12 protein-coding genes are annotated in these 14,993 nt (G+C 35.8%); 10 read left to right on the top strand and 2 right to left on the bottom strand.

Features of this window, described 5'->3' with window-relative positions:
• The 6 genes from K0B81_05130 to K0B81_05105 are packed head-to-tail and all read left to right on the top strand — an operon-like array spanning position 1 to position 7,415.
• Complete coding sequence (locus K0B81_05130; GenBank protein ID MBW6515987.1) at positions 1-3,897, top strand: hypothetical protein; 3,897 nt, start codon at positions 1-3, stop codon at positions 3,895-3,897.
• Between the two features lie 11 nt (positions 3,898-3,908).
• A complete protein-coding gene (locus K0B81_05125; GenBank protein ID MBW6515986.1) occupies positions 3,909-4,178 on the top strand; it encodes a hypothetical protein in 270 nt (89 codons plus the stop codon).
• A 27-nt stretch (positions 4,179-4,205) separates the two neighbouring features.
• Positions 4,206-4,937, top strand: coding sequence for a MotA/TolQ/ExbB proton channel family protein (locus tag K0B81_05120; protein MBW6515985.1), 732 nt, complete (start codon positions 4,206-4,208; stop codon positions 4,935-4,937).
• Positions 4,938-4,940: 3 nt separating this feature from the next.
• Positions 4,941-5,450: a biopolymer transporter ExbD gene (locus tag K0B81_05115; protein MBW6515984.1), complete on the top strand. Its 510-nt coding sequence runs from the start codon at positions 4,941-4,943 to the stop codon at positions 5,448-5,450.
• A 15-nt stretch (positions 5,451-5,465) separates the two neighbouring features.
• Positions 5,466-6,008 carry a biopolymer transporter ExbD gene (locus tag K0B81_05110; protein ID MBW6515983.1) on the top strand — a complete coding sequence of 181 codons (543 nt, stop codon included), beginning with the start codon at positions 5,466-5,468 and terminating at the stop codon, positions 6,006-6,008.
• A 15-nt stretch (positions 6,009-6,023) separates the two neighbouring features.
• Positions 6,024-7,415, top strand: coding sequence for a hypothetical protein (locus K0B81_05105; protein MBW6515982.1), 1,392 nt, complete (start codon positions 6,024-6,026; stop codon positions 7,413-7,415).
• Positions 7,416-7,624: 209 nt separating this feature from the next.
• On the opposite strand, the gene K0B81_05100 is transcribed toward K0B81_05105, so the two are convergent.
• Both K0B81_05100 and argF read right to left on the bottom strand, forming a co-directional pair.
• A complete protein-coding gene (locus K0B81_05100; protein ID MBW6515981.1) occupies positions 7,625-8,389 on the bottom strand; it encodes a phosphatase PAP2 family protein in 765 nt (254 codons plus the stop codon).
• A 61-nt stretch (positions 8,390-8,450) separates the two neighbouring features.
• Positions 8,451-9,449 carry an ornithine carbamoyltransferase gene (argF, locus tag K0B81_05095; GenBank protein ID MBW6515980.1) on the bottom strand — a complete coding sequence of 333 codons (999 nt, stop codon included), beginning with the start codon at positions 9,447-9,449 and terminating at the stop codon, positions 8,451-8,453.
• Between the two features lie 117 nt (positions 9,450-9,566).
• Here argF and K0B81_05090 point away from each other — a divergent pair, with 117 nt between their 5' ends.
• From K0B81_05090 to K0B81_05075, 4 genes are read left to right on the top strand one after another with little or no spacing between them, the layout of a single operon-like run.
• Positions 9,567-10,484: a ChaN family lipoprotein gene (locus K0B81_05090; GenBank protein ID MBW6515979.1), complete on the top strand. Its 918-nt coding sequence runs from the start codon at positions 9,567-9,569 to the stop codon at positions 10,482-10,484.
• An 11-nt stretch (positions 10,485-10,495) separates the two neighbouring features.
• The gene (locus K0B81_05085) at positions 10,496-10,966 is read left to right on the top strand and encodes a ferritin family protein (protein MBW6515978.1); all 471 of its coding nucleotides are present in this window, start codon (positions 10,496-10,498) and stop codon (positions 10,964-10,966) included.
• Between the two features lie 25 nt (positions 10,967-10,991).
• On the top strand, positions 10,992-11,399 hold the full coding sequence (locus K0B81_05080) for a VOC family protein (GenBank protein MBW6515977.1): 408 nt from the start codon (positions 10,992-10,994) through the stop codon (positions 11,397-11,399).
• A 30-nt stretch (positions 11,400-11,429) separates the two neighbouring features.
• Positions 11,430-14,993: a tetratricopeptide repeat protein gene (locus K0B81_05075; GenBank protein MBW6515976.1), complete on the top strand. Its 3,564-nt coding sequence runs from the start codon at positions 11,430-11,432 to the stop codon at positions 14,991-14,993.

The raw sequence follows: 14,993 nt of genomic DNA, 5'->3' as shown, positions 1-14,993 counted from the left end.
ATGACCCAGAGAAAAATAGTTCTCCTCATATTAGCTTTTTTATTATCATTCTATGTAACTTTTATTTTAGGGATCTTATCAAATGGGGATCTCCAAGAACTATATGAAGAAAATTTTGCATATAAAAGCAATCTCTATGAATCGATGCAACTTTTTATCGAGCGTAATCCTGATTTTTATAGATTAGATGATCTTTACTTCAAATTAGCAGAATTGAGTGCAGAACTATTTATTTCTGAACCTGATTTAGTTTTAAACAATTTCAGAAAAGTTCTTGAGTTCAATCCGGAATATCCATTACGGGATATTGTGCTTTATAACATTGGTTATTATTCAGCGGACTATGTTAAGAAACAGAGAGACCAGAGGCGTTACGACTATATTCAGCGCATGATATCAGATCGAGCCACAGAGCCAATAATTAGGTGGGGAGATGAGTTTCGCTTAACTGAAGATGCTTTAGCGGAGTCGATATCTGCCTATCGTGAAATTTTAACAGATTTTCCTGAATCAAGGTACTATTCAGAAACGCTTTACAGATTATCGGTTTTGTATTATGAGATCGGTCTTGATGCTGAGGAACCGATAATTTACTATCAAAAAGCTAAAGATCTGTTAGATTTTATTGCTGGTCATGAAGGTGATGATTATCAATACTTAGGTTTATATCAGCGAGGTTGGGCGTACTTCAGCACTAATCGTTATGCTAATGCGATAGAGGATTTTTCCAAAATACTTAATCTGGTTAAAGACGAGAGGTTACTAAGAGCTTATTTCGAAGAAGATGCTTTAGAGAATATTGCTTATAGTTTAGAAAGAATGGATGAAGGGGATTATTTATCTACATCCAGATCAGTAGTTTTTGCTAAAGATAATTTACCAGAAATGCTTGAAAGTGAACAACATATTAAAAGGATAATACAAAGAGCTATAAGCTTGAAATTGGATCTTAATGCTCCCTTTCAGGCAGTAGATTATTATGAAGCTTATTTGACAATGTTTCCCTTAAGCATAGATAATCCCACCATTGTCGACACAACCGCCACAATTTATCGAGTTTATGCCTTTATGCTTTCTGACGAAGAAAAGGTCAGAGATCTCGTGGTAGCTCAAAAAGAGAAGATGATAGAGCATTTCCATGCTAAATCAGAGTGGTATCAGTACAACTCACAGTATGATATTAGCAAGCAATTGGAGATAATCAAAGAAGCATACGAATTTATGGAGCCAAGATATTATAACCGCTTTGTTAATGATAAAAGTGATGATAATTTTAATGCTTATAGTGACCTTGTAACCAAATATAGTGAATTTCCGGAATTTATGGATACAGATGGTCTGGTATGGGTTAGAACCAAAAGTAAAAACAAAGTAGATTTTATTATTGAGATTGCACAAGTTAGGGAGCAACCGTATTATTACTTGAAAGCGCATGAAATGATCAGTGATTTTAATGAGAAATATCCGGATAATAATAATCATCTTGATTATGAGTTTAGAAAGTTTTTGGCAATTGAAACCCTCTTTGATCAAATATACACTGATCTAAAAGATCAACCGTACCGAGATGAGACCCATGATCTGATCATTACCGAATCAGAACTGAAAAATCTGTTTATTCAAAACACGAATCAATTCCTCTCCTTATTTTCTGAATCAGAGTTTTCTGAGTATTATACTGAAGATATTGTACGAGCTCTCTATAAAAGAAGTCTTGTTTATATTGAAGATGAACAATTTACTGAAGCAGAAAGAGATCTGTTACTTATTCTTGATTTTGACGTTTCCAATGATTTAAGAAGAGCCGTATATATATATTTAGCTCAAATCAATGAGAAATTAGATAATTATACTCTGTCTGAAAGATATTACCGCAATGCTGCAGATTATTCTATAGACGAAACTGACCGCGAGAATATAAAGAACCACTACCGTTCGCAAATGCAAGCAAAAGCCAACCTTTTGGTTATAGATAATGCTTATCTCGAGGCAGCAGCAGAGTATCTGCGTTTAGCGTATGAATATCGTGAAACCGATATTGAGAGATACGTCGGCTTTACAAGGGAAGCAATAGATGCTTATATTAAAGCACACGACTATGAGAGAGCGGTACAACACCTAACAGCGTTATCTATTTACAGATCACGTCCTGAAGAAGCGTATCTATTATACTCCAGAGCTTGGAATATTGCTGATACACTAATGTATGATCAGCAACTTACGAAAGATCTTAAAAACGAATATATAGCTAAATATCCTTCATCATACGAAGCATACAATACACGTTATAGTATTATTGAAGATTATGCTCGAAATCCGGCAACGAAGTATTTAGCATCAGAGCTTCTACTTGAACTGCACGAGGATGCTGAAGCAGGAAGAATTGATTATGGAGAAGACAGTACAGCGAATATATATTATGATGCCTTAGAATTGTATCATGATCATTATGATAATGAGTTCTTAGTATCAGTAATGTTGGGATTTACAGATAGATATCCCAATGATCCCAGAACTCTCGATATACTTGAATTAGTAGCACTGAAATATGCCGATATGGGTAGAAATGATGAATTTGAAAGATTAGCCCGGCATATATATCAAAGAAATTCATCTTCAACACTTTATGAAAACATTGCCCGAAATAAGGTATTAGAGAAGTATAATCACATAACCGACTTATTCCTTTCTGAGCAATACGATCAAATGTTCAGTCAGATAAGAGAATTTGAAGAATTAGACAGAGCATATCAGCAAGAAAACCTCTATTTGCCATTAGATGAATTCTACCTTGATTTCGAGGACTATCAATATGCAGCCAACAGAGTGTTAGAATATAGAAGATTAATAGCAAATTTGGAAACCAAACTCAATGAAATGGAAGAAAATTTTATTAACGCTAACCCTGCAGAACTCTTAAGAGTTAATCCACTAACGAGGTGGCAGCAAAATTTAGCGGGGGGAGATAATCGTTTAGAAAGAATAGTAAATAGAGCAGATGGTTATCGCGATGATATAGTAAAAATGTTACAACAAGCAAGAGGTTATGAACAGGGTATTGAGATCGAGCTAAATACGAAAGCTCTCTTTTTAATTGCTAAAGTTTACGATCATACAGCTGACGTTATTGAAATTCAGCTGGATAGATTTTTTGAAGTCTCTAATCAACTCGTAGAATTACGAAATTATGATGAAGATGAATACTGGAGTATCGTTCATTTTATTAATGAGAGTTATAAAGTACCTTATGCAACATATCTGAGGACGGAAAGTGCCGGATGGTATGATCTGCTGGTAACTACTTTTGTGCATAATCTCGATCATCATGATAGCTATACTATAGCTGCACAAAATCGTCTTGCTGATTGGGGCTTATTGACTGAAAAAATCTCGTTTTATACAAATTCCGAGTGGTTAGCTACCCGTTCTACTTATACTGAAAACTTGAATAGATTGGATTGGAGTGCAGTGTCGATAGTTTATGAAAAAGACGGACTGAAGGATTTGATTGGCTTGGATAGAACTAATGTTGCACCTATTTGGTTAATGATACCCCAAGAGGAAACTGTAGTTGCAGATACTTTATACACTGAAATTGAGCCAATTATCGAAGATACTCTTTTTATGCGTAGATTCAGATTAGATGGGGAAGTCAGAGATGCCATGCTAAGTTTTGTTTCATATGGCAATAGTTCTATCTGGATAAACGGTAATCCGGTAAATTTATATACCGATTCTTTAACAGAAGAGAATGATACCATTTATTATGCCAGAAATGTCAGCATCGCAGCCAACTACTTTACTAACGGCGATAACATTATACTGATTAGATCTGAAAATTCGGCTGATAATCAAGCGATTGTCTTAAACCTTGATCTGATAGTGAAGGTAAAATAAGAGGACTAAAGATGATGATAAAGTTAACCAAGAATTTTGCAATGATAATTGTCCTATCATTGTTATTTATCCCTTTTATAATGGGGCAGACCTCAGGACAACCGTCAACCCAAGAAACAGAGGTTGTTGATATAATTATTGATGATGATATTATTGATACTGAAGTAATAATCAGGGTGCCTGAAGCATCAATTCAGCCTCGCACAAGAACAGAAGAGATTGATTTTACCCTCAATTATCTTAGACTACTGATAGTTGAATCTAATAAACAGCTTTATTAAAAAGATCAAAGAAAGAAGGAGTTTTATATGAAAAAAACCATAATGACTTTGAGCATCACCCTGATTGGGGTTTCACTTTTCGCTCAGACGAATGATGTTGGAATAAGTGTAGCTGAAATCTATAAGAATGGTGGGTGGTTTTCCCATCTTATAGCTTTTCTTTTCTTATGTGCAATAGTTCTTGGAATTATAAGATTCGTCCAATTAGCCGTCAGAGAGAAGTTAGATGCCAAGGCCTTCTACTTGAAATTAAAAGGATATATCAAAAACGAAAGTTTTGATGAAGCAATAAATGTTAGCCAGCATTTTAAAAACTCAACTTTGGGCTTTATCTTCTGGAGCGGATTGTCAGTTTTCAATGATTCACGCAAGACTGGTGTCAAGGGCATGGATTTAAAAAATACACTGCAAAACGCTTTTGATGAAGCAGGCTTACAAACAATACATAAAATTGATGGTGGACTTTTCTGGTTCGATATTATTGCTCAGGTTGCTACTTTGTTAGGTTTGTTGGGAACAATTTGGGGTTTAATGGTAGCATTTAAGGGATTAGCTGTTGCTGCTCCAGTTGATCAGCAAAGAGTTCTTACTCAAGGTATTCAACAAGCAATGGGAACTACAGCTATGGGCTTAAGCGTCGCTATACCAACTATGTTCATCAAAGGATTCTTATCATCTAGAGCTGAAAAGATCATTAATGATATAGATGAGTATAGTGTGAAAATGATCAATCAAATCAGTAACACAATCAAGGGATAAAAAATGGCTTTCGGAGCATCAAAAAGAAGAATTCAAAAGAGTTCTCATCTTCAGGAGATTAATCTCATACCGATAATGAATCTCTTTATAACCATAATTCCAATGCTGTTGATGATAACAGTGACAGTACATATGGCATTATTATCACTTAATCTAACAGCAAGTGGCATGAGCGGTACTGGTGAGGGGTCAGGAGTTTCAGGAACCGGAGATAAGGTAAAGGAGATTAAACTTGTTCTTTATGTTGATCGATTTGAGTTATTCGAGGAAGGGAATGTAGAACCGATTGTGATCCCAGCAGGTATTTTCGAAGATGGAGAGCTAAGACATGATTATCGTGCTTTGGATCTATTTATTGAGGATATCAAAAATAGAAACATGGACATTAATGAAATTCGGATAGCACCATATCCTGATGTTTATTATGGGACACTGATCCGTGCCATCGACATTTGTAAATTACGAGGGTTTCCGGAAGTAAAATATGAGCGCATCAGAGTAGGCACAATATAGAATTGGGAGAATATAATGAAAAGAATCTCAAATAAAGTTAACCGAGCATACAATGAAGGACCGAGAAAAGCAAGAAACCGCATAGAAAAAGTTAAAAGTTTAAATATAACTTCTCTGGTCGATATTCTTACGATTCTGCTTGTTTTCCTGATAAAAAATGTCTCGATTGATGCTCAAAGGGTGACTATTCCGGAGAAAATGAATTTGCCGGCAACATTCATTACGGAAGAACTGGAACGAAGCGGTATGTCGGTTATCCTCAAAGTCTTTCCTGATCAAATTCTTGTCGGAACAGATAACATATTGGTCGGAACACCGGAAGATTTTATGACGAATCAAGAAGTCAGAAGCCAGCTACTCTATTATATGAGAGAACAAGCAGATTTGATAGTCATTCAAAATCCCGATTTGTCACCACTCTTGCTTCTTCAAGCTGACTCAGGTATCTACTGTCGATATATTACCGATATAGTTGCTTTAGGTGCTACAGCTGGCTTTTCCAATATCTATTTTTCGACTATCAAAGTTGATGATCCGCAATTTCTTTATGGATTGTAATAAAAGGGAGGCTTGATGACACAAGATACGATACTCAGCTTAAGGTTTTATTACAAAGGAAAGAATTTAGATACTGCTAAAGAAATTAGGGATATAAAAGATAAATTTGTAATTGGTAGCGATAAGTACATCCAATGGCAGATCTTGGACAAAACATTTCCCAAAAAGCATCTTTTGATCAAGAAAGCAAAGGACGGATTCAAGTTATTTCTTTTAAAAGGGATGCAGTTGACGGTAAAGAAAGGGAATCAGATCTTGACTGAAGAAGCTTTGCGGTCTAAAAATTTACTGAAGCGAAATGAGCTTTTTCTTGATAAAGAGACAACCGGATATGTAACCTGTGCTCGTGATTGGAGTATAGCCTATGAATATGTAAAAGCACATCCAAAGGTCCTGACTGAAGAAGATAGAAGAATGATCCAGACGTATCATCGTCGTCCACCTTTAACAGGTCAGCAAAAGATAAGTAGAAATTCTATCATTCTTGTAATTTTATTAACTTTAATTGGTGCTTATCTCTTTGAAAAATTCTATACTCCTCCGGTTTATGTTAGAACATTATCCCACCGAGTTGAAATTGAACCCATTATTCCTGAAGAGACACTAGTATTTGAAGAGCGGATTATGCCTGAAGATATACCTGTTGAAGAGGGTGAAGTCGATATAGTAGGTGTACCCGGTGGAGCAAGGGATATTCTTGGGTTTGATCCGGGTGATGTATCCGGACCAATTGCGCAAATACCGAAAGGTACAGCCAGCATTACCTACAGTGAGCAAATAGTAGCAACAGGAACTGGTGGTGGTCCCGGTACAGGTCCGGGAACAGATGGACCGGTAAGCGGGGGTAGAGCAGGGGAGAGTTTTAGTGTTGGCGATGTTCATCAGAGCTCAGTCACCCCGGGTGATATATTCAGGGGTGATATTGATGCAGTAAGGGATCGTATATCAATGAGAGATATCGATCCAAGTATCTTAGGTGGACAAACTGGTGATATTGAATTTACTCAAATAACTACCACAGAGCAGCTCAATGCTTTAGCCAGAGCCAGAAGAAGAGCATTATCAGAGGGGATACAAACAGTTGATGAACAAGCAATTGATACTACTCCAATAGGATTAAGAGAAGATGCCATAAATATCCGACAATATGTTGAACCGAATATTCGGCAGCTTCATGAACTCTTCGCCAAAGAGTCACAAGTTCGTAACATCTATGGATCTATCCAAGTTACTCTCTACTTTCGACCTAATGGACAAGTCGAGGGGGTTAATATAGATCCCAGACCTGGCAGCTTCTTTACTGACAGTTTTATAGCTCAGGCAGTAGCTATCATGATGCAATGGCGTGTACCAACTACTAGGCAGCTGCCTGCTTACTCATTCCAGGTAAGATTTATTAGAAATTAACTTCAAGTTAGAATAGTCTTTTAACTGTGGGTTGAGTTCTTAGTTTTTAACTTTGTTCACTTAAATCTAATTTAACTCATTTTGATTTAGTATTTTTTAACTGAGTTTTACCATAAGGGAGCACACGAGTCGGTCCTAGCCGACTCGTGTGCTCCCTTATGGTATGAGAAAGATAAAAGAGAAGTTTTCTAAAAGCAGTAGCGAACAAATCAGAAATTGATCGTGAATTGCAAGTAATTTACTCCCAGATAAATGTCAGTTCTTCTGCTCACTCGGTGTGATCTGCAGATCAGATAGCTGCTTACACTGCCGGCGACCATACCGACGATTACATCAGAAGGGAAATGTTGACCTGCAGCTACTCTGCTTGCTCCGACTATTGTAGCGAGTGCGTAGGAACCGGTAACAACATAAGGGTTTTTCAGGGTATGATGTTGATAATAATGGCTATAAACAGCAAGGGCAAAGGCGAAAGAGGTATGGTTGGAATAGAAGGAGAATCTGGCATCTTTATCTAATTTGGTTTCTAAGACGGTATCTTCATCATAAACGTAAGGTCTTTTCCGGAGAGTCAAACTCTTACTCCATCCGTTAAGAGCATTTTGTACTACAAGGATCTCACTCAAGACAAGCAAATTATCCCAAGTATATGGATCATCCCACGCATTGTATAAGATTGTAGAACCTAAGGAGATTAAGGTCAGGTAAGAACTTCCATCGGTTAATTGTTGGTTATCATTATTTATCGCCCATCTATCGAAAAAGGGTACATCTGAAGAGCCAGATTTTATAATCTGATCCTCTGTCAAACTATTGACATTTTTACTGTTATAATAGCTATTAGCCAGATCGAGTGCTATTCCCAAAGCAATATTAGTATAAGCTTTATTATCGTTGATGTAAAATACACGAGCAGACATCTGGGTTGCAGTTAAGAGAGCGATTAGAATAAATCCGATGATTGGTTTTTTCATTAGTGGATAAGAAAAGAGCAACCCTTAATTATCTGATCAAAAGTTGCTCTTCATGATCTATTTAAGCTAAAGTAGCTACCATAACAGCTTTTATAGTATGCATACGGTTTTCTGCCTGATCAAAAACAACAGATTGTGAGCTTTCAAAGACTTCGTCTGTTACTTCCATCTCAGGGATACCAAATTTCTTGAAGATCTGCTCTCCGACCTTTGTGTCTCTGTTATGGAAGGAAGGTAAGCAATGCAGGAATATGGTCTCTTTTTTGCCGGTTTTCTTCATCATAGCTTTGTTAACTTGATATGGTTTTAATAGAGCAATTCTCTTTTCCCAAACACTGTCGGCTTCTCCCATAGAGACCCAAACATCAGTATAGATCGCATCTGCTCCCTTCAGACCTTCATTGATCTTATCGGTAATTGTTATCTTTGCTCCTGTTTCTTTTGCTATAGTTTGACATTTTCTAACTAAGTTCTTATCCGGTTGAACAGATTTTGGTGCTAAAAGACGGAAATCGACACCGAGTTTAGCTGAACCTATCATTAAAGAGTTTGCCATGTTGTTTCTACCATCACCAACATATACTAAAACGACTTCGTTTAGAGATTTCTTGATATGTTCTTTTATAGTCAAGAAATCCGCTAAGACTTGTGTTGGATGGTATTCATTAGTCAAGCCGTTCCAAACAGGTACACCGGAATAATCTGCTAATTCCTGTACCTTTTCTTGACCGAAACCACGATACTCTATCGCATCATATAATCTTCCTAATACACGAGCCGTATCCTTCATCGTCTCTTTATTACCGATCTGACTTCCACTTGGTCCGAGATAAGTCACATGAGCTCCCTGATCATAAGCAGCAACTTCGAAAGCACATCTGGTTCTGGTTGAGTCCTTCTCAAAGATCAGAGCGATATTTTTACCCTTAAGTAGTTGTTTTTCTGTACCATTATACTTTGCTTTTTTCAGATCTGCGGAAAGCTCCAATAAGAAATTAACTTCTTGAGGTGTAAAATCGAGCAAGGTAAGTAAGTTTCGATTTCTAAGATTAAAAGCCATTTGATACTCCTTTTTGATTTTTGCGTCATTTTTTCCCAAACAGTTCTGATAGCAAGGTTTTTATTGACTGAAAAACTTTACCGAGATTTTGTTACTAAACTTTGAAGTGAGGTAAATATGATAAAAAAAAGACTGATCTTGGGATTATTAATGATATTACTTGTTATCTTCAATATTGTTTCTTGCTCGAAGCAAAGTGAAGACTACACAATATATGATACCACAACCGGACGGAAAATATCTCTAAGTAGGATGGCAGAGCAATTATCTAATTATGATATTGTAATGTTTGGAGAATATCACGGTAACGCAATGATTCACCAACTACAAGCAGAGTTATTACCATATTATTTGCGTTATGCTGAAAATATTGCTATTTCTATGGAGATGTTTGAACGGGATGATCAAGAATTATTGGATTATTTTTTAGAAGGTAATATTGATGAAGAGGAATTTTTATCAAATGCCAGAGCTTGGCCAAATTATAAGTCTGACTATAAACCGATCGTTGACTTTGCCCAAGAAAATCAAATTTATGTCATCGCTTCTAATGTGCCGAGAATGTATGCAGCAGCAATCAGCAGGTTTGGTACAGATTCTTTAGATATGATACCGGAAGATGAAAAGGTATATCTGGCTAGAGAATTAGTCATTCTTGAAGATGACTACAAAGATAAATTTTATGAAACAATACTTGATACACCCCATTTAGATTTAATTGATCCTAATACATTAGAGCAGAGACTAATTAATCTCTACGCAGCTCAATCACTCAAGGATGATACGATGGCTGAAAGTATAATCGAATTTATGAACAATGTACCTGACACTAAAGTAATCCATTTTAATGGAGATTTCCATAGCAGATACAGGTTGGGTGTAGTAACGAAGTTAAATAGATTAAATCCGGATTTGAGGATTGCAGTAATCAGCCCTTATCAGGTTGGAAGTGATGAAAAATTCTCATATAAGAGAGAAATGAGTAATATAAGTAATTTCCTGATCGTTATACATGATCAGGATGATAAAAACTAAGGAGATGATAAATGAATCGAAAAGAAGCATATATCTTTGCAATAGAAAACGAGATTAAATCAAAGAATCTCTATAAGATATTAGCTAGAAGCTTTAAAAATGAAGAGATTGTAAAAACCTTTCATCTTCTTGAGTCATTGGAAAAGATACATGAAGAAAAACTGATCGAAGCATTGAAAAAGGAGTTTAATATCTCCGAAACTGCTTTTGATACTAATATGCCTCCAAAGATAGATATAAGAAGGAACTTATCAGATCCTAAAAATATTTTGGAATTTGCTATGGATCGGGAATTAGCCATGGCTGATCAATATGAGGATATGGCAGCAGGATGTCAAGACGATGAATTACGAAGTTTCTTCCTAAAATTAGTCAAGGAAGAGAAAGACCATAAAGAACTACTTGAAACAGAGATGGATAGAATCCACGGTACTGCAATCTGGTTTGACGAATCGGAACTAACCGGATTGATGGAATACTGATTTGCCGAGTTCTTTGCATGGTACGATATCTCATATAGAGGTCTATGTTAGTGATCTAAAGAGATCAACTCTTTTTTGGGATTGGTTTCTAGCGTTTTGGGGTTATAAGGTTCATCAAGAATGGGAGAGGGGTAAAAGCTGGATTAAAGGCATGACTTATATAGTATTAGTACAAACTGAGCACAGATACCAAAAATATCCCTATCATAGATGTCATACCGGTCTTAATCATATAGCTTTTTTTGCTGACGATAAAACTGACATAGATAGATTTACTAAAGAGTTAAGAAGAAAAGGGATTCCAATTCTCTATGAAGAAAGACATCCTTATGCCGGTGGAGAAGATAATTATGCCGTCTATTTTGAGGATCCGGATAGAATCAAATTAGAAGTAGTATTAGCGCCCAAAGCAAGTCATGATAAACACATATAAATCAGTAATATATAAAAACTAGAGGGACATATGATAAAGAGAATAACAACTTTGATATTATTGTTAATAACAATAGGATTGACAGCCAGTCAACAAGAGAGTTTTGAATTTGGTAAAAGGATGTATAGAGACGGTTTCTATCAAGAAGCCCTACTTGTTTTCGAAAGGATAACAAATGTTGCCCCACAATCCCCTGAATCAGAAGAATCTCTCTATCTTTTAGGAGAAATTTATCGGATGCAGGATAAATTCTTAGAAGCTGAGAACCATTATCGGCGATTCTATGAAGCTTATCAAGTCAGTCCTTTCAGAGAGAATGCCTTATATTATTGGGCATTTAGTACATATAAACAGGAAAAATATTCTTTGGCAATAGAGCTGTTTAATGGATTCATCGAAGCTTATCCAAATTCGACAAATAAAGCCAATTCATACTATTATTTGATGAATAGCTACCATAATATATCTGCTCATCAATCTGTAATAAGCCAGGGGCAAAGATTTATAAGAGAGTTTCCTAATAATTCCCTTGTGCCGGATATAATGTATTTCATGGCACTTTCTTATGTGAGATCAGATACTATCAATGATGCCTATAATACTCTTGATATGATTATTCGTGATTACCCTCAATCAGATGCTCGTTGGCAGTCAGTTATAATTAAGGGAGATATCATACAAAAAGAGAGGGGAATCCAAGCAGCGATAGATCATTATAATGAGCAAATGAACTATGTTATTCCCCGTTTGTTCGAAGAGAAGATACAATATCAACTTGCTACACTCTATTTAACGAGCAATGATTATATTAGAGCAGTTATCCCATTATCATTACTTATCAACAAGTATGATCGTTCTCCGCAGTTAGCCGAGTATCTTTTTTATTTTTCTTATGCTAATACAAAACTGATGAGATATCAACCTATTGTTGATTCTTATGAAAAAACCGATATTCTTGATATAATAGATACACCTTTGTACTATGACTATTTGATCAAAGTTGCAGGAGCTTTCTACTATCTCAATAAATTTGATGCCACTGATACGATTATTAATGAATATTTATTTGATGTTCAGGAAGACAATCATGTTTATGCTGTTGTTTATTGGAATGCCAGATTGAAAGAACAACAGGGGAGATTATTAGATGCCATCAATAGTTATCATCAGTTGATTACTAACTATCCTTCTTTAGTGGAGAAGGATGAAGTTCTGATGAGAATTGGAGATATCTATTTCGAACAGATGCAGATGTATCAGACGGCAATAAATTATTATAATCAAATTAGCACCAGTGTTAGCTTTGTCAGTAAGTATCATTGGACAGCATTGTATAAAGCTGCGCTCTGTTATGAATTATTAGGCGACTATTCTTTAGCGTATAACACACTACAACAGATAAACTTAGATTATATCGATAATGAAATGACAAAAAATGAAATAATTAGACGACTTGAGATACTAAGTCAATTCAAGAAAGTTGATTATGAGACGATAACCTCTAAACTGATAAGTTCCCTCTATCAATATATTGATACCAATGATAAGGACAACTTACGTGATAGATTGATAACTACTATGCTGGTTGATATGAAGGATGCTGAGGGAGTATTAGTTCTCCTTGAACAAGATCAAACTGCTAAAGCAACGTATTTGCGGGGTAGAGCTAATGTTAAGTTACTTCACAGAGCTGACCTTGAAAAGAGAACAAGTGATAGAAGAAATTATTTTGATCAGCTGAACAATGAGATAAGCAGTATTAATAGGCAACTTCATCCTATGTATGTCAAAGAATTGGAGATAGATAGGGATTATATCATCAATAATTACACTTTAATTGCTGAAAATCTAACAAAAGCAGAAAGTTTTGTTAGTGACTATCCAGAAGCATCTGCAACCAATCGTTTCCGCTTCTTGATAGGTCAATATTATCTTAGAGATGCAAATTATGCGGAAGCAGATCAATATTTAAGTCGAGTAGTTAAGGATCGAGAATTACCTCTAGTTCAATATGAACAAGCATTGATCATGATGGGTAATTATTTTTTTGATAATGAAGAATATGAACAGGTAATAAATTACTTCAATAAGATAGACAGTGGTATAACTATTAACAGAGCAGAGGAAATGTACCGCTATGCAGTTTCCTTAATTAATACAGGAGAAACAACACATGGCTTAAACAAATTGGAATTTTTAGTTAAAAATAGTTCAATATTTGCCAGTAAAAGCAGTTCTATTGATATAATAACAGATCATTATAGAACTTTAGATGCATATGAAACAGTAGTTACCTATATGCTTATGTACCCTGAATCAGAAAGAGATAGAGATTACTTTGTTCAATTGTCTCATGATTATCTGCAGATTGGTGACAGAATTCGTTCAAAAGAATCTTTAATGCATATTACCGACAAAGATACCCCGGTTCTCTTAAACCTCGCCGAGTTACATTATCAGACAGGCGATTTATTCATGGCAGAGTTAACCTATACAGAGATTCTAAAAAATCAGATAAATAAAGAAGATCGCTTAAGAGCTCAATCAGGACTTGCTCATATTTACTTTACTCGTGAAAATTGGCGCGAAGCCATCAACTATTATGATCCTGTTATCAATGAACTTGGGGATAATATTAATATTGAGCAATATCAGTATCTAGATCTTGTTCAAATCAGTAAAGAGTCTGTTATCTCTAACTATAGAGTACAAAACCGACCAAGAGCAGATAATATCAAACAACGTTTTCAAAACATCTTGCGAACAGATAATACTGTATTAGCGGAAATAGAGTTAAATGAATCAATATATCAAATGACTGTTAATCGAAGTAGAGCTGAGAGAGGATTTAGTGATATAATTCGTAATCATAATCTCCCTGAAAATTTGCGAATGCGGGCATACTTCTGGAGAGGTGTGAACCATTTAGAAAACAAAAAAACCAATGAAGCAAAAGCTGATTTTCAAAATGTTTTACGAACTACAGATAAAGAGTTATTAAGTCAGGCACATCTCAAACTTGGAACGATTAATTTCTCCGAGCAACAATTTCAACAGGCATTGGAGCATTATCATATTGTAATTCAAACCGATATGACCGGTAATTTGGCTTACGATGCCGCAAAGAACTATGCTATAGTTTGTAAAACAATAGAGGATTGGCAACAAGCGATCGAAGCATATGAGATAATTCTTGAGCGTTGGGGAGATGGAGAAGAGGCAGGAGAAACTCTCTTTAATATTGCCTATTGTCAGTTCAGGGATAGAAAGTATCTGGATGCTATCAGAACCTTTGAAAGTGCATTACCGCTTATATCTGATAGGGAGATGAAAGCAGAGGCACAATACTGGATAGGGGAGAGTTATTTCAGCATGAATCAGTTTGATAATGCTGCCACAGAATATCTAAAGGTCGGATATTTCTATCCTGAGTTTGTGCAATGGAATGCCATTTCAGAGCTTAAACTGGCAGAAGCATATATTCGTCAGGGACGATATGAAAATGCTCGTGGTGTTCTGAATACAGTAATAGAAAAGTATGGTCGTGATAGTGATTGGGGTAAACAGGCATTAATCTACTTAGAACAGATATAA

It is taken from the genome of Candidatus Cloacimonadota bacterium, from assembly GCA_019429305.1.
Classification (GTDB): Bacteria; Cloacimonadota; Cloacimonadia; order Cloacimonadales; family JAJBBL01; genus JAHYIR01.
This window is presented reverse-complemented; position numbering and strand designations above follow the sequence as displayed.